The 18,017-nt window shown below is 56.1% G+C and carries 17 protein-coding genes; 6 read left to right on the forward strand and 11 right to left on the reverse strand.

The features are described 5' to 3' along the window. Positions 1-104: 104 nt before the first annotated feature. Positions 105-995, forward strand: coding sequence for a cation diffusion facilitator family transporter (locus ACFPQ4_RS17005; RefSeq protein WP_378113061.1), 891 nt, complete (start codon positions 105-107; stop codon positions 993-995). Between the two features lie 78 nt (positions 996-1,073). Here the strand turns inward: ACFPQ4_RS17005 and cyoD are convergent, their stop codons facing one another. From cyoD to ACFPQ4_RS17030, 5 genes are all read right to left on the reverse strand, one after another. Continuing rightward, a complete protein-coding gene (gene cyoD, locus ACFPQ4_RS17010; protein WP_378113062.1) occupies positions 1,074-1,418 on the reverse strand; it encodes a cytochrome o ubiquinol oxidase subunit IV in 345 nt (114 codons plus the stop codon). Position 1,419: 1 nt separating this feature from the next. Continuing rightward, on the reverse strand, positions 1,420-2,046 hold the full coding sequence (gene cyoC, locus ACFPQ4_RS17015; RefSeq protein ID WP_378113063.1) for a cytochrome o ubiquinol oxidase subunit III: 627 nt from the start codon (positions 2,044-2,046) through the stop codon (positions 1,420-1,422). Next, entirely contained in the window at positions 2,047-4,014 is a 1,968-nt protein-coding gene (locus ACFPQ4_RS17020; RefSeq protein ID WP_378113064.1) for a cbb3-type cytochrome c oxidase subunit I, read from the reverse strand. It lies immediately after the preceding gene. Positions 4,015-4,035: 21 nt separating this feature from the next. After that, the gene (cyoA, locus tag ACFPQ4_RS17025) at positions 4,036-4,998 is read right to left on the reverse strand and encodes a ubiquinol oxidase subunit II (RefSeq protein WP_378113065.1); all 963 of its coding nucleotides are present in this window, start codon (positions 4,996-4,998) and stop codon (positions 4,036-4,038) included. Positions 4,999-5,290: 292 nt separating this feature from the next. Beyond that, on the reverse strand, positions 5,291-5,536 hold the full coding sequence (locus ACFPQ4_RS17030; RefSeq protein WP_378113066.1) for a hypothetical protein: 246 nt from the start codon (positions 5,534-5,536) through the stop codon (positions 5,291-5,293). Between the two features lie 277 nt (positions 5,537-5,813). Between ACFPQ4_RS17030 and ACFPQ4_RS17035 the strand changes: the two genes are divergently transcribed. The 3 genes from ACFPQ4_RS17035 to ACFPQ4_RS17045 all read left to right on the forward strand — a co-directional run bounded on the left by ACFPQ4_RS17035 (position 5,814) and on the right by ACFPQ4_RS17045 (position 7,726). Beyond that, positions 5,814-6,146, forward strand: a complete 333-nt coding sequence (locus ACFPQ4_RS17035; protein ID WP_378113158.1) for a PadR family transcriptional regulator — start codon at positions 5,814-5,816, stop codon at positions 6,144-6,146. Positions 6,147-6,304: 158 nt separating this feature from the next. Further along, on the forward strand, positions 6,305-6,856 hold the full coding sequence (locus ACFPQ4_RS17040; RefSeq protein ID WP_378113067.1) for a DUF1700 domain-containing protein: 552 nt from the start codon (positions 6,305-6,307) through the stop codon (positions 6,854-6,856). A gap of 3 nt (positions 6,857-6,859) precedes the next feature. Further along, the gene (locus tag ACFPQ4_RS17045; protein WP_378113068.1) at positions 6,860-7,726 is read left to right on the forward strand and encodes a DUF4097 family beta strand repeat-containing protein; all 867 of its coding nucleotides are present in this window, start codon (positions 6,860-6,862) and stop codon (positions 7,724-7,726) included. A 66-nt stretch (positions 7,727-7,792) separates the two neighbouring features. Here the strand turns inward: ACFPQ4_RS17045 and ACFPQ4_RS17050 are convergent, their stop codons facing one another. Genes ACFPQ4_RS17050 through ACFPQ4_RS17065 form a run of 4 tightly spaced genes read right to left on the reverse strand, consistent with a single transcriptional unit; the run spans position 7,793 to position 12,088 of the window. Beyond that, a complete protein-coding gene (locus ACFPQ4_RS17050; RefSeq protein ID WP_378113069.1) occupies positions 7,793-9,490 on the reverse strand; it encodes a glycerol-3-phosphate dehydrogenase/oxidase in 1,698 nt (565 codons plus the stop codon). Positions 9,491-9,502: 12 nt separating this feature from the next. After that, positions 9,503-10,993 carry a glycerol kinase GlpK gene (gene glpK, locus ACFPQ4_RS17055; RefSeq protein ID WP_378113159.1) on the reverse strand — a complete coding sequence of 497 codons (1,491 nt, stop codon included), beginning with the start codon at positions 10,991-10,993 and terminating at the stop codon, positions 9,503-9,505. 27 nt (positions 10,994-11,020) lie between these two features. Continuing rightward, positions 11,021-11,896 carry an SDR family oxidoreductase gene (locus ACFPQ4_RS17060; protein ID WP_378113070.1) on the reverse strand — a complete coding sequence of 292 codons (876 nt, stop codon included), beginning with the start codon at positions 11,894-11,896 and terminating at the stop codon, positions 11,021-11,023. 3 nt (positions 11,897-11,899) lie between these two features. Then, the gene (locus tag ACFPQ4_RS17065) at positions 11,900-12,088 is read right to left on the reverse strand and encodes a Dph6-related ATP pyrophosphatase (RefSeq protein ID WP_378113071.1); all 189 of its coding nucleotides are present in this window, start codon (positions 12,086-12,088) and stop codon (positions 11,900-11,902) included. A 114-nt stretch (positions 12,089-12,202) separates the two neighbouring features. Between ACFPQ4_RS17065 and ACFPQ4_RS17070 the strand changes: the two genes are divergently transcribed. Then, positions 12,203-12,586 carry a VOC family protein gene (locus tag ACFPQ4_RS17070; protein ID WP_378113072.1) on the forward strand — a complete coding sequence of 128 codons (384 nt, stop codon included), beginning with the start codon at positions 12,203-12,205 and terminating at the stop codon, positions 12,584-12,586. On the opposite strand, the gene ACFPQ4_RS17075 is transcribed toward ACFPQ4_RS17070, so the two are convergent. Then, positions 12,583-15,642: an EAL domain-containing protein gene (locus tag ACFPQ4_RS17075; protein WP_378113073.1), complete on the reverse strand. Its 3,060-nt coding sequence runs from the start codon at positions 15,640-15,642 to the stop codon at positions 12,583-12,585. The genes ACFPQ4_RS17070 and ACFPQ4_RS17075 overlap by 4 nt on opposite strands. A 226-nt stretch (positions 15,643-15,868) precedes the next feature. Next, positions 15,869-16,405 (reverse strand): pyridoxamine 5'-phosphate oxidase family protein, encoded by a 537-nt coding sequence (locus ACFPQ4_RS17080; RefSeq protein ID WP_378113074.1) that lies wholly within the window; start codon positions 16,403-16,405, stop codon positions 15,869-15,871. A 148-nt stretch (positions 16,406-16,553) separates the two neighbouring features. On the opposite strand from ACFPQ4_RS17080, the gene pdxR reads away from it, so the two are divergent. Continuing rightward, positions 16,554-17,999 carry a MocR-like pyridoxine biosynthesis transcription factor PdxR gene (gene pdxR, locus ACFPQ4_RS17085; RefSeq protein ID WP_378113075.1) on the forward strand — a complete coding sequence of 482 codons (1,446 nt, stop codon included), beginning with the start codon at positions 16,554-16,556 and terminating at the stop codon, positions 17,997-17,999. Positions 18,000-18,017: the final 18 nt, after the last annotated feature.

Consider the following 18,017-nt stretch of genomic DNA (forward strand, 5'->3'; position numbering starts at 1 on the left):
ACATATGTGGGCATAATAATGTTGAATACAGGCTCTCAACCCTACGGTTGGGAGCCTGATTTATTTTTTGCGCAGGGTAAACTTTATTTGAAGGGGCAATCTTTGTGGCGGATAGGCATCATTCGGGATTACTGGCAATCTGGATCAGTTTGATCAGCAACATATTACTTACGATTTTGAAAATCATTGCGGGAGCGCTGCTGGCGAGTCCCGTATTATTAGCGGACGGCGTCCATAATGCAGGGGATATCATCGCGTCCATAGCAGCTTTGACTTCTTCCATGGTCTCCAAAAAACCCGCAGACGAAGACCACCCCTACGGGCACGGCAAAGCGGAAGTCGTCGCTTCCGCGTTCGTAGCCATCATTCTCATAGTCGCCGCCGTATGGATTGCCTTCCAATCCATCGGCGCGTTATTCGAACCGCCCGGAGAAGAAAGCTGGTTAGCGCTCGGAGCAGCCGCCTTATCCTTGGTCTGGAAGCAATGGCTATACGTCTACACGATTCGCGTCGGCAAGACGACGAAAAGCAAGAGCGTGCTAGCTACCGCCTATGATCACCTGGCGGATGTATATGCATCTTTGGCCGCGGTCGTCGGCATCGGGATCGCTTTGCTTGGCCATCGGTACGATTGGGCATGGGCCGCTTACGGGGACCCGGTCGCGGGCATAATCGTCTCGCTCCTCGTGCTGAAACTCGGCTACGAGATCGGACATGAAGCGGTTAACATCTTGATGGAGCGCAACGTCGCGCCGGAGAAGCTATCCCGATACGAGAACCTCATTTCCGCCATCGAGCCGATCAAACGGATCGATCGGGTACGCGCCCGCGAGCACGGCCATTACATTACCGTCGACGTACGCGTCGGCGTGCCGGGTGACTACACGATCCAGCGCGGGCACGATATAAGCAGACTGATTAAGCAGCGCATTATGGATGCCGATTCGGACGTCATCGAAGTGATGGTGCACTTGAATCCTTGGTACGCGGAATAAACGAATCTCGACAAACGCGGATATAACAAAACCCCCTTCCGATCAAATCGGAAGGGGGTTTTTAGCCTGCAACAAGGCTTAAGACACTTTGTTGTACGTCATGATCCAGATAGATCCGGCAACGATCGTCAGGACGATGGCGATGCCGAGGATAAGAACCATGAGGTTGTAGCGCGGCTTCTTCTCTTCTTTCAGGTGCATGAAGTAGAACAGCTGCACGACGAACTGCAGGACTGCCGTGCCGAGCAACAGCAGCTTCGCCGGCGTTCCCTCCATCAGGTCGTTCAGCACGACGATGAGCGGAATGGCGGTCAGCACGAGCGACAACAAGAAGCCGATTACGTAAGATTTCAGCGAACCGTGCGATTCGTGCTCGCCATGCTCATGCGAATGATCGTGCGAATGCGTACCGTGTTGCGCCATCTTACATCACCTCCATCAAGTAGACGATCGTGAAGACGAAGATCCATACGACGTCGAGGAAATGCCAGTACAAGCTAACGATGCCGACTTTACGTTTCGTAACCGGCGTAATCCCGTGCTTAGCAAGCTGCAGGATGATCGAGATCATCCAGACGAGGCCTACGGAGACGTGCAAGCCATGCGTGCCGACGAGCGTGTAGAACGCCGACCAGCTCGCGCTTGTGGAAATTTTAGCTCCTTCGTGCACCAAGTTCATGAACTCGGTAACTTCAAGCGTAATGAACGCGGCGCCGAGGACGACGGTAACCGCGAGCCAGCTCATGAGTCCTTTGCGGTCGCCGCGGTTCATGCACAGCACAGCGAGTCCGCTCGTGAAGCTGCTCGTCAGGAGGATGAACGTCTCCGCGATAACACCCGGCATTTCGAGCATATCGGAGAGCATCGGTCCGCCCGCGGAATTGCCGTGCAATACCGCGAACGTCGCGAACAACGAGCCGAACAAAATACAGTCCGTTATAAGGAAAATCCAGAAGCCCATCATCCGGAGCGCCTCGAGATCGTGATGCCCGTCGTCGTGACCGTGGCCTTGGGCATGCGCCGCCGATGACGAATGATTAGCGTGTGCCATTTAGACAGCCCCCTTTGCCGCAGCCTCGGTACGTTTGATCTCGTCTACCGGGATGTAATAGTCCGTATTATAGTTGAACGAATGAGCGAGCATACATGCCGCGACCCCGACCAACCCGGGAATCGCGATCCAGATCCAGTCGAATACGAATCCGAAGCCCGCAACGAACCAACAAGCCGACATAATAATTGGAATACCCGAGTTTTTCGGCATGTGAATCGGTTCAATCGCCGGAGGCGGCGGAGACATAATGCCCTTCTCGCGGCGAAGCTTCTCTTCCCACCACGGATCGCGTTCACTTACGCGAGGCACCGTCGCGAAGTTGTACATAGGAGCAGGAGAAGGAATCGTCCACTCGAGCGTGCGTCCGTTCCAAGGATCGGCGGGCGCCTTCTTCATAAACTTGATGCTATGGAGAATTTGCCACACTTGGAACAGGAAGCCGATCCCCATCAAGAAACCGCCGATCGTCGACACGAGGTTAAGCTCCCACCAGCCGCGATCCCAACCGTACGTGTTCATACGGCGAGTCATGCCCATCAGGCCGAGCACGTATTGCGGCATAAAGCAGACGTAGAATCCGATGTTCCAGAACCAAAACGCCCATTTGCCAATGCGCTCGTGCAGCTTGAAGCCGAACACCTTCGGCCACCAGTAGTAGAGGCCCGCGAAGTAACCGAACGCCACGCCGCCGATCAACACTTGGTGGAAGTGGGCGATCAGGAAGTAGCTGTTATGGAATTGGAAGTCGGCTGGAGCGACGGAGAGCAGCACCCCGGTCATACCGCCGACGACGAAGCACGGAATAAAGCCGATCGTCCACAGCATCGGCGTCTCGAACGAGATGCGCCCGCGATACATCGTGAACAGCCAGTTGAATACTTTTACCCCGGTCGGTATGGCGATCAACATCGTCGTAATCGCGAAGAACACGTTCACGTCCGCGCCGGAGCCCATCGTGAAGAAGTGATGCGCCCACGTGAAGAACGAGAAGAAGCTTATGCTCATGAGCGCGAATACCATCGATTTGTAGCCGAACAATCTTTTCTTCGAGAACGTCGCGACGACCTCGGAGAAGATCCCGAACGCCGGCAAAACGACGATATACACCTCAGGGTGACCCCACATCCAGATGAGGTTAATGTACATCATCGGATTGCCGCCGCCGTCCAGGGTGAAGAAGTGCGCCCCGAGGTAACGGTCGATGAACAATAGAGCCAGCGTTACGGTCAAAATCGGGAAAGCGAGAATGATCGTTAAGCAGCTGGACAGCGTGGACCAGGTGAACATCGGCATTTTCATGAGCTTCATGCCTGGCGCGCGCATTTTCAAAATCGTAACGATGAAGTTAATACCGGTCATCAAGCTTCCGATACCGGAAATCTGAATGCCCCAGATATAGAAGTCTTGGCCTGGACCCGGACTGAAGAAGCTCTCGGAGAGCGGCGGATACGACAACCAGCCCGCGTCCGGCGAACCGCCGATGACGAACGACATGTTGAACAGCATCGCGCCCATGAAGAAGAGCCAGAAGCTAAGCGAGTTCAAGAACGGATACGCGACGTCGCGCGCGCCGATCTGGAGCGGCACCACCAAGTTGAACAAGCCGAACATGAGAGGCATCGCCATGAACAATATCATGATGACCCCGTGTGTCGTGAAGATCGCGTTATAATGCTCCGGTTCGAGGAAATCCAGATTAGGCATCGCGAGCTGCGTGCGCATGAGGAGCGCGTCGACGCCGCCGCGGAACAGCATGAGGAGCGAAGCGATAACGTACATGATGCCGATCCGTTTGTGGTCGACCGTCGTCAACCACTCCCGCCAAAGCCAAGTCCATTTCTTGAAGTAAGTTAAGGCGGACACGATCGCGATCAAAGTAAGTCCGATCGAGACGTCCGCGCCGTAAATGAGCGGATCTCCGGTTACGAAGAAGTCGCCCGCAAAGTCTTTCAGATTATCCCACATGTAAGTTCCCCCTTCCTGCCGTTAATGATGATGTTCGGATGCGGTCGCATCCATATCCATGTTGCTCATATCCATATCCGCATCCATGTCCATGCCTTCATGCTCGTTATGCTCCGAGGACGAAGAATGGCCTTCGTGCGCGCCGTACTTGTTCACGATCCGATCGAACAATCCGTCCGGAATGTCGGAGAACTCCATCGTATCGGTCGTGCTAGGCTTCGCGAGCTGTGCGTAGCCTTCGTCGGTCAGCTTCGGCGTAGACCGCTTAATATCGGCGACCCACTTGTCGAAATCTTGCTTCGACGTCGCCTTGGCGACGAACGACATCTTCGCGAAGTCTTTGCCGCTGAAGTTGGCGCCGGAGCCCATGTAGTCGCCCGGTTCGTCGGCGATCAGGTTTAGCGTCATTTTCATGCCGGACATCGTGTAAATTTGACCGCCGAGCTGCGGAATCCAGAACGAGTTCATCGGCGCGTCGGAAGTCAGTTCGAAGCGAACGGGTACGTTCGCGGGAAATTCGAAGTAGTTGACGGTGGCGATCTTCTGGTCTGGATATTGGAACAGCCATTTCCAGTCAAGCGAGGTCACTTGAATGACTAGCGGTTTCTCCGCGCTCTCGAGCGCTTTGGACGGCTCAAGCTTGTACGTGTAATTTATCGTTATGACAGCGAGGATCGCGATGATAAGAATCGGGATACCCCACCACGTCACTTCCAGCTTGGTGTTATGTTCCCATTCGGGCGCGTACATCGCTTTGCTGTTCGTTCTCTGGCGATAGCGCCAAATGATGACGAAAGTAATGACGAGCACCGGAAGGATGACGACCAAACATAATGCAGTCGATATAAGTATGAGATCTAACTGTTGTTTGCCGACGGCCCCTTTCGGGTTCAGCACGCCGAATTTATCGCTGCAGCCCGCCATTAGCACCGTCATTGCGACCAGCGATACCGCCGCGGCCCAACGCCGCATTTTTGTCGCCATATCTATCTCTCCCATCTCTTTTTGCACGAGTCCGATTAAAGGACTCCGATCTATCGAAGTTCAGCATAACCGCTTATGTACCCACCATATCAGAAACATCGGCCGACTTCCGCACTGTTAACAATTGCGTCAAATATCCGTCTTAATTTCGCAATACAATGTTCACTCCTTTGACACATTGTGATTTTTGTCACATTCATTTCGATAAAAACGCATAACAAAAACAGGGTTGCCCCCAGGTCCGACAGACCCGCAGAGCAACCCTGCATGATTAGGCTTTCGTTAAGTTAAATTATTGCGCTTGCTCTATAGCCATCTCAGGTACCGGTTCCACGACTTCTTGACTGCGCTGCATAAGCGGAGCGATTACGCCGAACAGCATGATCTGGCTTCCGCCGATCAAGAATCCGAGTCCGACCATTAATCCGAGGTTGCGATCGTTGAACTGCGCGATATTAAGCAAGCAACAGATTATTCCTACTCCGATGACGACCATAGCCACCCATTTAAGCATCCGTGCCATTTCTCGATTTTGCATTTCGATAACATCCTCTCCGTGCTCGTGCAATCGAATTAACGCGTCTACGGACGTCGCGATTCGGCTGTCACTGAAAACGCTTTAGTTGTGACTATTTTAGCACAGAATTGTGACGAAATGAAGTCATAAATGTCCGGTTTTTTAAATTAGGCTTGCCGCCTAGCACTTATTTTATTCATTGGTTATGTTCAGTACCTTGCATTGTTCAGTACAGTGTGTTAATTTATAGCCAACAACCGAAGATCGTAAAGCGACCCGACCGGATCGGAGGATCATGATGGACATTAACACGCAATTCAAAAAAGGCGTTCTGGAGTTGTGCGTGCTCGTACTGATCAATAAGCAGGATCGCTACGGCTATGAGCTCGCGGAAGCGGTATCGAAGCACGTCGAGGTGGCGGAAGGCGCGCTCTACCCGCTCCTGCGCCGATTGGTGAACGAGGGACGATGCACGACGTACTTGCGGGAATCGAACGAAGGCCCTCCGCGCAAGTACTATAAACTCACCCCGGACGGACTGGAATACGCCACGGAAATGATCGCCGCATGGAACGCTTTCGTCTCGAGCGTGACCGACTTGATCAACGAGGGAGATTTCCCCGTCCGTTAATCAAGAGACTTACAGAAAAACCCACCTCAAGTCTAGGTGCAACACGAACCCGAGGTGGATTCGGCTTGTTACCGGCACGGGTACAATGAAAGTATCGGATGCCGACCCTTGTACGGAATGTCGTACGCACACAATAAATTAAGTAAAGGGAGAGTCCCATGAACAAACAGGAGTATCTCTCGGCGCTTCGCGAATATTTGGCTCCGATGCCCTCTCAAGATCGCGAAGAGTTGCTGCAAGATTATGAAACGCACTTCGACTTCGGAACGGAGAACGGCAGATCCGAAGAAGATACCGCAAGAATGCTGGGCGAACCTCTCGCGCTGGCCAAGGAGATTCTCGAACAAGGTTACCTCCCCGCGCAGCCGGTACAACAACCGCCTAAGAGAGATATCGCGCGCATGATCGGCGTTACGATTGCGCTCTTATTCTTGAATATGGCCGCCTTGCCGATCTTGGCATCGCTTTGGGCAGTATTCGCCTCTATTTGCGCGGTAGCGGTTGCCGGTTGTCTATCCCTTGTCCTTCTATTGATCGAGCATTTGCTATACGGAGGAATTACGCCCGCCAAAAGCTTCGTCGCGGCCGGATCGACGGGCGTCGGAATGTTGGCCGCATTTTTCGTACGTTATTATGGCGTGAGATGGATGTTGCTGCTGACGGTCGGTTATTGGAAATGGACGGCAAGAACATGGTTAGGGAGGAAGTAAGCGATGGGTAAAAGATTATGGATTATCTCGGGGATCGCACTTATATTAGTCGGCTTAGCCGGCATCGCCTCTTACGGTTGGCATACCGGCGGCGACTTGAATCCCGTCGAGAAATCGTGGGCGTTCGATAAACAGGCGCTGCAACGGTTGGAGATCAAAAGCGATTATAACGTGGAAATTTCGTTCGTAGAAAGCTCGGACGGGTTGAATTCGATCCGACTAGTCGGAGAAGGCACCGAGCAAATGGCCCGGGATACGCTTAGCACCGACATCGCGGACGGAGCTTTGAAGCTGGATTTGACGCAGAAGCCGCACCGCTGGTTCCACTTCTTCGACTTCGACTCCTTCAACGCGAAGGAAAAGCTGACGATCTCCCTTGCGGCAGGCGTGCAGTTCGACTCTCTCGATCTGAAGCTGGATTCGGGCAACATTACGGTGACCAACGCTTCGCTAGCCGCGCCGCGGGACACGAAGATCAAGATCGATTCGGGTAACGTAACGCTAAATAAGTTCAAAGGAACGCAACTCGATATCGACATCGATTCGGGCAACGTGACGGCGAACGGCCTTGCGGCAAAAGTCAGCGTGGATGCGGATTCCGGCAATATTAAGCTGTACGACGTTGCTGGTGCCGCCGACCTCTCCGTCGATTCGGGCAACATTAAGCTCTACAAGCTCACCAACGAAGATACGACGATCAAGGCCGATAGCGGCAACGTGTACGTGCAAGTGCCTAAAGGCTTCGCCGGATTCTACGATCTGCAGGCCGATTCGGGTAGCATCCACAGACCGGAGTCTAAACGCGAGACGACCGATTACGTAAAAGTACGAACGGATAGCGGCAACATTACGATCGAAGAACGAGAATAACGCATTGAAAAGAGACGCACCTTTCGCTCATCGCGAAGGTGCGTCTTTGTTATTTCGGATGATGGTTTAATCGTCGCTTGGAGTCGAAGTCGCTTCTTGTAACGCGCGTTGCATCTCCTGTCGATACGTTTCGCACTCGGCATCGCTCCACGCCAGCAGTTCCCTCATCGCTGCATGAATATGAGCCTCCCATTGCCGCACGTACGCGATATCGAAGTAAAGGCGCCCCGTCCGGCGAACCCAGAAATCTTCGGGTTTGCACACGCCTTCTTCCGAGATCGCATACACGAGTTCCGTCGCCAGTCCGATAGGCAGACGATGCCGCGACGCCCATTCGGCTCGGCCAAATCCTGCGGCGATCGCATACAGCTTCGCCGCGTTGGATCCGTATCGTCGCGCCAGATGCTCCGATTCCCGTTCGTCCAACCCGGAAGCTACGCCCTCCGCGATGCTTGCCTGAACATACGCTTCAAACCGATGCGATCCGCCTACGTCGCCGCCGGATATCGCCAACCGTTTCGTCGCGCTTGCAACCGGGCGTCCGTCCCCCTCGTTCGCCAATCTTTGCTCGACGCGGTTAACGACGGATTCCGCCATCTTGCGGTACCCGGTCAGCTTTCCCCCGGCAATCGATAGAAGACCCGACGGCGATACGAATATCTCGTCGCGCCTAGAAATATCCGACGGCAACTTGCCCTCTTGATAGATGAGCGGCCGCACGCCCGCCCAGCTCGATTCTACGTCCGCTTCGTTTAAACGTAAGCCCGGGAACATTCGATCGATCGCATGCAATAAATAACGCCGATCCTCGGCTGTCGGCCGCGGATTCGCGATATCCCCCTCGTATACGGTATCCGTCGTCCCGACATACGCTTTGCCGTCGCGCGGTATCGCGAACACCATCCTACCGTCGGGCGCATCGAAGTAAATCGCCTGCCCGAGCGGAAATCGGCTCCGATCGAATACGAGGTGCACGCCTTTCGTCAGACGTAGCGTTTTGCCTCGCTTCGAACGGTCCATCTCCCGGAGCTCGTCGACCCACGGCCCGGCGGCGTTAACGATCGTCTTCGCGCGGACGTTATACGCGCCGCCGCCGATTGCGTCGCGAATGACTGCTCCGACCAGCTTGCCGCCTTCGTATCGGAAAGCTTCCGCGCCGGCGTAATTGACGGAACTCGCCCCTAACTCGGCCGCCTTCTTCAGTACCTCGATCGTCAGCCTAGCGTCGTCGGTGCGGTATTCGACGTAATAGCCTCCGCCAAGCAAGCCATCCTTATTGAGCAGCGGCTCCAACCGCAAAGCTTCCTCGGCGCTCACCATGCGCCGGCGCTCTTCCCGCTTAACGCCGGCAAGAAAGTCGTATACGCGCAGGCCGAGCGACGTCGTCAACGGCCCGAACGTCCCACCCTTATACAGCGGCAACAGCATCCGTTCCGGCGTCGTAACATGAGGGCCGTTCTCGTAGACGATCGCCCGCTCTTTGCCGACTTCGGCAACGACTCCGATCTCGAACTGTTTCAAATATCTAAGCCCGCCGTGCACAAGCTTCGTCGAGCGGCTCGACGTGCCCGCCGCATAGTCTTGCATCTCCACAAGCGCGGTCCGCAAGCCGCGGGACACCGCGTCAAGCGCGATTCCCGCGCCGGTTATACCCCCGCCGATAATAAGCAGATCGACGGGCTCGGCAGACATCGCCGATAAGCGTTCCATTCTATTCAAAGCAGACAATGAGCCATTCCATTCGAAGTTCGTCTCATTCGTCATAATAAGCCCTCATTAGCCTTTGAACGCGATCGCCGCGCGTACCGCCCGCAACCATCCTTCGTACAGCGATTCCCTAAGCGCCTCGTCCATTCCCGGTTCGAACGTCCGCTCGACTTGCTTGAGCGCGCGAACTTCGTCCCGATCCCGCCAGAACCCTACGGCTAGACCGGCCAAATACGCCGCGCCGAGCGCCGTCGACTCTTGCTGTACCGGACGCGTAATCGACACGCCGAGCAGATCGCTCTGGAACTGCATCAGAAACCCGTTCATGACCGCGCCGCCGTCGACGCCGAGCGTCGTAAGACGCATGCCCGAATCTTCTTCCATCGCCGTCAGCACGTCTCTCGTCTGATACGCGAGCGACTCCAACGTCGCCCTCACGAGATGCGCCTTCGTCGTGCCGCGCGTTAGCCCGAATACCGAGCCGCGAGCTTCGCTGTCCCAATGCGGCGTCCCCAGTCCGACGAATGCCGGCACTACGTATACGCCGTCGCTGGAATCGACTTGCAACGCCAACGCTTCCGATTCCGCCGCGGTAGTTAGGATGCCTAGTCCATCGCGCAGCCACTGGATCGCCGAACCGCCCACGAATACGCTGCCTTCGAGCGCGTACTCTACCCGGTCTTCGAGCTGCCATGCGATCGTCGTTAACAATCCGTGCGCCGAAGCTTTGGCCTCCTCGCCGGTATTCATGAGCATGAAGCAGCCCGTGCCATACGTGTTTTTAGCTTCGCCCGGCCTATGGCAGCCTTGCCCGAATAGCGCGGCCTGTTGGTCGCCGACGACCGCCGCGATCGGGATCTCTCCGCCGAACAGCCCGGCATCGGTAACGCCGTATACTTCCGACGTCGAACGTACTTCAGGCAGCATCAAGCGCGGTATGCCTAGCAGCGCTAGCAAGCTTTCATCCCAACGCCGCTCGTGAATGTCGTAGAGCAAAGTCCGCGAAGCGTTCGTCGCATCGGTTACGTGTACTTTGCCGCCCGTCAGCTTCCATACGAGCCAGCTATCGATCGTCCCGAATAGCAGCTCCCCGTTCGCCGCCCTATTCGCCGCGCCCTCTGTGTGCCGCAGCATCCAGGCGATCTTCGTGCCGGAGAAGTAAGGGTCCAAGAGCAACCCCGTTTTCTCCCGGAACAACGGCTCATGCCCGGCCCGCTTCAGCTCGTCGCACAGCTCCGCCGTCTGCCGGGATTGCCAGACGATCGCGGGCCGGATGGGCTTCCCGGTAGCGCGATCCCATACGACCGCCGTCTCCCGCTGATTCGTGATCCCGATCGCCGATAGCGTATCCGCCGTCAACCCTGAGCTGCGAAGCGTCTCCTCGATCACGTTAACCGCCGATCGCCAGACGGCCTCCGCATCCACCTCTACCCAGCCCGGATGCTCGTATTGCAGCACCAGCTCCTCGCGAGAGAGATGCGAAATCTCTCCCGCCTTGTTAACAAGCAGCGCGCGCGTGCTCGTCGTCCCTTGATCGAGCGCCAAAATGTGCTTCCCCATCATGCGCCTCCTCTTTGCGTGCAACCGTTAATCGTAAAAACCTATTTCCTTCGCATAACGGCCCCAGTGCGGCCGGCCGCCGTCCACGTCGACGATCCCGTAATCGTCGGACAGCCCCCAGGAAGTAAACACTTTGCCCGATTTGCTCATCAGGTCGGGATCAGCCGCGAGGGCAGCGATGCCTTTGGCGACGAAGAACGGCGTTTCCGACTGAAGAAAATGCGGTTCCTGAGCAGCCGCGTCCCTCCAGTTGTCTTCCGTCACCTTAAAGTAATCGAGCATCTCCTCCGAACGGAGAAATCCCGGTGTTACGGCCACCGCCGCGACGCCATGCGGGCGAAGCTCCGCCGCTTGCGCTTCCGCGAGGTGAATGACCGATATTTTCGCCAGACTATACGGGAGGTTCCCTCTGTACCTGTAGTCAAAGCCGTCGGTTATTTCCATAATCACGCCTTTGCCGCGAGCAACTAGCAAAGGCGCCGCATAATAGCTTGTAATCATGTGGGTGTGAACCGCCCTTTGCTGCATCCGCAGCGCCTTTTCCAGCGAGCCTTCCCAGAACGGCGTCCCCCACTCGGACAGCTTCTCTCCGCCCCATATGTCGTTGACGACGATGTCGAGCCTGCCGTTTTGCTCCGCGGCAACCCGCTTGAACAACGCCTCTACCTGCTCAGGCACCGTATGATCGACCTGCACCGCGATGCCATACCCGCCTTGCGCGGTCACGAGCGACGCCGTCTCCTCGATCGTCTCCTTCCTTCCGATATCGGAAGGACTTTCTTGCACGCTGCGCCCCGTACCGTAGACGGTCGCGCCCGCCGCGCCCAGCATCATCGCGATCGCGCGACCCGCGCCTCGCGTCGCTCCGGCCACGACCGCGACTTGCCCCGCCAATGGCTTCATTCGTTATCCCGCCTCTACTCGCAATAGTTCCAACTCGAGCCTTTTAGTCGTCTCCAACTGACGGACTTCTCCCGCTGCGACGGCTACCGGTTGCTTGAACAACGGACCGTCGTAGACGAACGTGTGATATTCGCCGCCTTCGCCCATCGGACATACGCCTTCAAGCCAAGACAACGCTACTCTTTTACCCATATTTAATAACCCCACCCGCCAAATCGAATCCAAATACGTCGAACAGTCGGACAGGATTCCCGCCTGCCCCCGTCGAACAATTCCATATCCCAAACCTTGCCAGGAGGAACTCCAATGTCCGTCAACCCGATCGCTATAAGAGGCATCACCCAAATTTCCATCCCCGTGCACGACGTGCCGAGGGCCGTTCGTTTCTATGCCGAGACGTTAGGTTTGCCCTTGCTATTCTCGCAGTCCAATATGGCGTTGCTCGACTGCAACGGCATCCGCTTACTGCTAAGTATACCGGAAAAGCCAGAGTACGATCACCCCGGCTCAGTCGTATATTTCAAAGTGGAACGGATCGAAGAAGCTTATCAAGCGTTAATCGCCGCCGAAGTAGAATGCATGGGCAAACCCCATAAAGTTGCCGAGTTCGGCGGCTTCGCGGTGTGGATGGCGTTCTTCTACGATCCCGACCGCAACCAGCACGCGCTGACTAGCGAAGTGCCGATTTAAGTGCCCCATCTCGAAGTGCCGGAAACCGTCTGTTGGAAATACCCGATGAACTGCTCCGAAGACATCGGACGCCCCGTGTAATAGCCTTGGATGCGGTCGCAACCGAGCTGCTGCAAGTGGAAAATCTGTTCCTCGGTCTCGACCCCTTCCGCCGTGACGGATAAGCCGAGACCGTGGGACATGTCGATAATGCCTTTGGCGATCGCGGCGTCGGCGGCATCGTCGGTCATGTGGAAGATGAAGGACGGATCGATCTTCACCGTGTGCACCGGCAATCGCTTGAGCAGAATGAGCGACGATTGCCCGATACCGAAATCGTCGATCGCGATTTTAACCCCGATCTCGACCAGCTCGTTCAACACCTGAATGCTATGCTCCATATTCATGACCGCCATATGCTCGGTAATCTCCAGGCATAAATTATAAGGCTGTATGCCGGTATTCCGAAGCACTTGCCGGACCAACTCGGGGAAATCTCCGCGTTGGAATTGCTGCGACGATATATTGACCGAGATAACCGCCAAAAGCATGCCGTCGGCGATCCATTGCTTGCAGGCCACGCATGCTTGCTCGAGCACCCATTGGCCGATCGGAATAATGAGCCCCGACTCTTCGGCAAACGGGATAAACTCGTTCGGCTGCACGAGCCTTCCGCCCGGCATTTGCCAGCGGATGAGCGCCTCCGCTCCGAGTATTTTCCCGGTCGCCAGCGAGATTTGGGGTTGATAGTGCAAGACGAACTCGCCACGTTCCAACGCGTGCCGAAGGCCGTTCTCCAAGCTTACCCGCTCGACCTGCTGCGAGCTGAGGTTCTCCGTATAATACCCCAGGCGATTGCCGCCGTTTTTCTTCGATTGATACATCGCCAAATCCGCGAATTTAATGAGCGTCTCCGAGTCAACGCCTTGCGACGGATACATGCTCACGCCGATGCTTGCCGACAAGAAGAACCTTGTCCCTTCCAGCACGACCGGCTCCGATAGCTTCTCCAGCATAAGGTCTGCCACGCGCGCGACCTCTTCTTCGCTCTCGATCGACGAGAGCATCACGATGAATTCATCGCCCCCGAGGCGAGCTATTAAATCTTTGTCGCTTACGCACTCTTTCAGCAAGTTCGCGACTCTGACGAGCAGCGAATCCCCGACTTGATGGCCTAACGTGTCGTTCACGATTTTGAACCGGTCCAGGTCGATCATGAACACCGCCATCGTCCCGCCGCCAAGCTCCCGGTCGACCATCGTCTTGCGCAGCCTTTCTTGGAAAAACGTGCGGTTCGGCAGACCCGTTAACGCGTCGTGATAAGCCATTTGAATAATGCGCGCCTCGTTCGTCTTCTTCTCCGTGATGTCCGTAAGCGATCCGATAATGCGCACGGCCCCGGTCATCGTATCCCGGATGCAATCTCCGGCCAAGTACACCCAAATTTGCTGCCCGCCTGCGCCTACGACCCGGAATTCGCTTTGGATCGGCGCCTTTTGGGTTAACGTCTTGCGGAACGCCTCCCTCACCGCCGCCTGATCCTCCGGATGGATGTGGGCGAGGAACGATCGCGGAGCATCCGTGACCGTAACGGACGCGGCGCTCAGCAGCTTGTGTGCCCGGGCGTTCCACTCGATCTTGTTTGTCGCGAGATTCCAGTCCCAAATCCCGTCGTTCGTCGTTCGCGCCACCAGCTCCAGCTTCTCTGCGAAGGAGCGGATTTGGTGAACTAGCATATCACGTTCCATGGCGACCGCCAATATCGAGAAGCTGTGGCGCGTCAAGTCGTTCGCGACGAAGTTGTTGAGCGGGTCCAGCGGCGTGCATAACGCGATATAGCCCCAATCTTGCATTTCGGACATAACCCGATGAAGGATTACCATATCCTCGCCTCCGGGCTGCGCGGTAGGCGGCAAATAAGAGAGCGAAGGGAATTCCTCGAGCCGGTACGCTTCGCCGATCGGCGGAAGCGTATCCCCCCTCTTGCTGAACGTCTGCTTGACCACGAGACGCCTGCCTCCGCGCTTGTCCGTCTCCCATAACGCCAGACAGCCCCAATGGGCTAAGTTCCAGAACAGATTGGATATATGTATTTTCTCGGCCTTCGTAGCCATGATCAATGCGCGAGTCATCTGATAATTGTTCGTCGTGATTTGATGAAGGGACGTGCGCAGCTGAGATAGGCTTTGCGAGATTTTCCCGATTTCCTCGGGCGTAGTGGCCAAAGCCGGATCGACGCAACCGCACGAGGCGCGAGGCTTGAAGTGCGCCGGAACGTACGTCAAGTTGCTCTCATACGGCCTGCCTTCGAGCAGCGTGAACACCCGCTTGACGACTTCCTTCGCGAGCGCGTCGAACGACTGCAGCACGGTCGTAAGCGACGGATAATTGGTCGCGGCCTGCGGGATGTCATCGAACCCGATGATTGCCGCGTCGCCCGGAACAGAATACCCGCTCTCCCGCAGCGCGTTGATAGCGCCGATCGCGTTCAAGTCCGTTCCCCCCACGAGCGCGGTGAAGCCTAGTCCTCCGTGGCGCGAGAGCAGTAGCTCGGTAGCGCGCGCGCCTCCTTCGAGGAGGTTGTCGTCCGTCTTGATGACGAGCCGCTCGTCGAAGGAAATCCCGCGCTCCGACAGGGCGGCGCGATAGCCTAAATAGCGTTCATACAAATCGTACTGATCGAGGTTGCCGATAAACGCGATGCGCTCGTGCCCATGGGCATCGATCAGGTGGAGCACCGCTTGGCGCATGCTGTCATGGTTGCTGACGACGACCGAATGCGCATGCAGCGTCGGCGGCTGAAAGCCGACGCCCACGACGGGTTTGCCGCTTTTGTTGAGCAACTCCTGGAAAGACGAGCTCGCCGCGGGCAGCACGAGAATCCAAGCGTCGATTAGATGGAAAGCGACGGGGTCTTCAAGCCTCGTGATCCCCAAATTCTCGTCGGAGGATTGAATGGCGAATAGCCGCGAATTTTTCGAACGGACGTGCTGATGGATGTCGGGAATAATTCTTCCGTAATATTCGCCATCCAGATGAGTCGCGATAAGGCCGATTCGATACTCGGTAGCCATCATACTCCCTGCCTTCTATGGTAGTAAAAAATTCTCGGTTGCTATGCAAAGGATCAAATTCATCCAGTTAATGGATCAGCAAATATCGTTATTGTCAAATTTCAACATGGTACGTCAAAATCCTCTATTCTCGCAGCGAAAACGTTATAAAAAAGAAGCCCCTCCCTTAGTCCCCCGGACTTGCCATCGGGGATACTAAAGCAGGAGCTCTTTGGCGATGTCCGCATTGTCAGCGCAGCTTCATGCCGGGGTGGAACATTTTCTCTTCTACCGGCGCGTTTTCTTTGGCGGACATCCCGCTAGGCTCGATTCGGATAATCGCCGTCTTGCCGCCCAGCGAAGATCTATACTTCTCGACATGGCTGCTAGCGAGAGGTTGATCGTAGAAGCCGGGAACGTATTTGTCCAGCATATACTGCATCGCGCCTGTCGCTTCGTCCAAATCGGTTACGAACGAAGCGCGGCCGTAGACGATCACGCTCATATATGCTGTATCCGTATGGGCGGGAACCGGCGAAGTCATCGTTCCGTAGTGCTCGCTGACCGTGAAGCACGCTTGACCGTTAGTCCGCAAATAGTGCGCCCGCTTCCCTTCCTCCGCTCCGTGCAAGTAGATCGCGCCATTCCACCACGCGAAATTCATCGGGACGACGTACGGTTGATTGTCCGCGGACAATCCGAGATACCCGACCTGTGCCTGTTTAAGAAACCGCTCTATTTTGTCCTGATCCGTGCATTCCCTCTTAGCCAATCGAACCGTGAACATAGAAAATCTCCCCTCAACTTGACCTTCACCTTGTGTTACACTCAATATATTCGTATATTGACCCCGCCAAAAGTGACAGAAAATAAGTTTTTATTGAGGTCAGTTACATACATGCGCCTGATAAAGCGATGGAAACCGAGGAACCGACATGATCGCGTTAACCCCCATACTAGATAAAGCCGGCGAGTCACCGCTTTATTGGCAGCTCTATGCATTCATCCGAGGCGAGATCGAATCCGGCACGATCCAAGCCGGAACGAAGCTGCCTGCCATCCGCGAGCTATCCTTGCACCTGAAGGTGAGCAAGAACACGGTAGAGACGGCGTACCAGCAGCTCATTGCCGAAGGCTACGCGGAGAGCAGAAGCCGCAGCGGGCTATTTGCGTTAGCCGTCGAGGAACCCGTCGCCGTGCCGCCCCGCGACCCGCAGGATCTCACGCGCGAAACCCGCTCTCCCGCGCAACGGCAAACGGCAGCGACCCGGACGCGGGAGAACGCCGCCGAGGTTGCTTTCGATTTTCGCTACGGGGACGTGGAAATACGCCGCTTCCCTATGGCGGTTTGGAAAAAATGCCTGCTGGACGCCTTAAGCGAACCGAATCCACGTAAAACGCTCGACTATGGACATCCGCAAGGGGACGAGGAGCTGCGTTCCGAGATCGCAAGCTACTTATTCCAATCGCGCGGCGTACGCTGCAACGCGGAACAGATCGTGATGAGCGCGGGAACGCAGCATTCCGTCGGGATGCTCTGCCAGTTGCTACCGCTTCGGGACAAGCTTATCGCCATGGAGGATCCGGGTTATTCCGGCGTAAGGGCAGCCTTGGAGAGCCACGGATGCGAGATCGCGCCGATCCCTCTCGATGCGGACGGCCTTCAAGTCGACCTTCTGCCCGGGGTGCGCGCCGCGGCGGTGTACGTTACCCCCTCGCATCAGTTTCCGCTCGGCATGGTGCTCCCCATTCAGCGGCGGAACAAACTGCTGCAATGGGCGACCGAGCACGACGGCCTCATTATCGAAGACGATTACGATAGCGAATATCGGTACGTCGGCCAACCGATCCCCTCGCTGAAGGCGCTCGATTACCGAGATCGGGTCATCTATCTCGGAACGCTGTCGAAGTCGTTCCTTCCGGCCGCCAGACTGAGTTACGCCGTGCTGCCGGAGCCGCTCGCGGCACCGATGCGCGAGAAGCTCGGGATGTTCAGCCAATCCGCTTCCCCGCTTATTCAGCAGGCGATGCTTCGATTTATGCGGGAAGGCCACTTCGGCCGTCACGTCCGCAAGATGAAGCGGCTATACCAGATTAAACACCGGGCGTTGCTAGCCGCCTTGCAGCGGCATATGGGAGACAGAGTCGATATTATCGGACAAAAAGCAGGCCTCCACTTGTTGATCGACGTGAAGACCGGCGCCGGACAAGCCGACCTAATCGAACGAGCGCTTGCCGCGGGAATTCGCGTCTATTCGCCCGCTCAGCAATGGTTCAAGCCGGAGCGGTGTCCGCCGACGTACATTATGCTGGGTTTCGGCGGATTGGACGAGCATAGGATAGACGAAGCCATCCGAAGATTGGCAGCGGCATGGTTCTAGGGCTATGATGAATGTAAA

The organism is Cohnella yongneupensis, assembly GCF_042655785.1.
In the GTDB taxonomy this organism is placed as follows: Bacteria; Bacillota; Bacilli; order Paenibacillales; family Paenibacillaceae; genus Cohnella; species Cohnella yongneupensis.

Coding starts and splice junctions, on each gene's coding strand:
- cyoD (WP_378113062.1), bottom strand. CDS start 1,418: ATGGCGCAACACGGTACGCATTCGCACGATCATTCGCATGAGCATGGC.
- cyoC (WP_378113063.1), bottom strand. CDS start 2,046: ATGGCACACGCTAATCATTCGTCATCGGCGGCGCATGCCCAAGGCCAC.
- ACFPQ4_RS17020 (WP_378113064.1), bottom strand. CDS start 4,014: ATGTGGGATAATCTGAAAGACTTTGCGGGCGACTTCTTCGTAACCGGA.
- cyoA (WP_378113065.1), bottom strand. CDS start 4,998: ATGGCGACAAAAATGCGGCGTTGGGCCGCGGCGGTATCGCTGGTCGCA.
- ACFPQ4_RS17030 (WP_378113066.1), bottom strand. CDS start 5,536: ATGCAAAATCGAGAAATGGCACGGATGCTTAAATGGGTGGCTATGGTC.
- ACFPQ4_RS17035 (WP_378113158.1), top strand. CDS start 5,814: ATGGACATTAACACGCAATTCAAAAAAGGCGTTCTGGAGTTGTGCGTG.
- ACFPQ4_RS17040 (WP_378113067.1), top strand. CDS start 6,305: ATGAACAAACAGGAGTATCTCTCGGCGCTTCGCGAATATTTGGCTCCG.
- ACFPQ4_RS17045 (WP_378113068.1), top strand. CDS start 6,860: ATGGGTAAAAGATTATGGATTATCTCGGGGATCGCACTTATATTAGTC.
- ACFPQ4_RS17050 (WP_378113069.1), bottom strand. CDS start 9,490: ATGACGAATGAGACGAACTTCGAATGGAATGGCTCATTGTCTGCTTTG.
- glpK (WP_378113159.1), bottom strand. CDS start 10,993: ATGGGGAAGCACATTTTGGCGCTCGATCAAGGGACGACGAGCACGCGC.
- ACFPQ4_RS17060 (WP_378113070.1), bottom strand. CDS start 11,896: ATGAAGCCATTGGCGGGGCAAGTCGCGGTCGTGGCCGGAGCGACGCGA.
- ACFPQ4_RS17065 (WP_378113071.1), bottom strand. CDS start 12,088: ATGGGTAAAAGAGTAGCGTTGTCTTGGCTTGAAGGCGTATGTCCGATG.
- ACFPQ4_RS17070 (WP_378113072.1), top strand. CDS start 12,203: ATGTCCGTCAACCCGATCGCTATAAGAGGCATCACCCAAATTTCCATC.
- ACFPQ4_RS17075 (WP_378113073.1), bottom strand. CDS start 15,642: ATGATGGCTACCGAGTATCGAATCGGCCTTATCGCGACTCATCTGGAT.
- ACFPQ4_RS17080 (WP_378113074.1), bottom strand. CDS start 16,405: ATGTTCACGGTTCGATTGGCTAAGAGGGAATGCACGGATCAGGACAAA.
- pdxR (WP_378113075.1), top strand. CDS start 16,554: ATGATCGCGTTAACCCCCATACTAGATAAAGCCGGCGAGTCACCGCTT.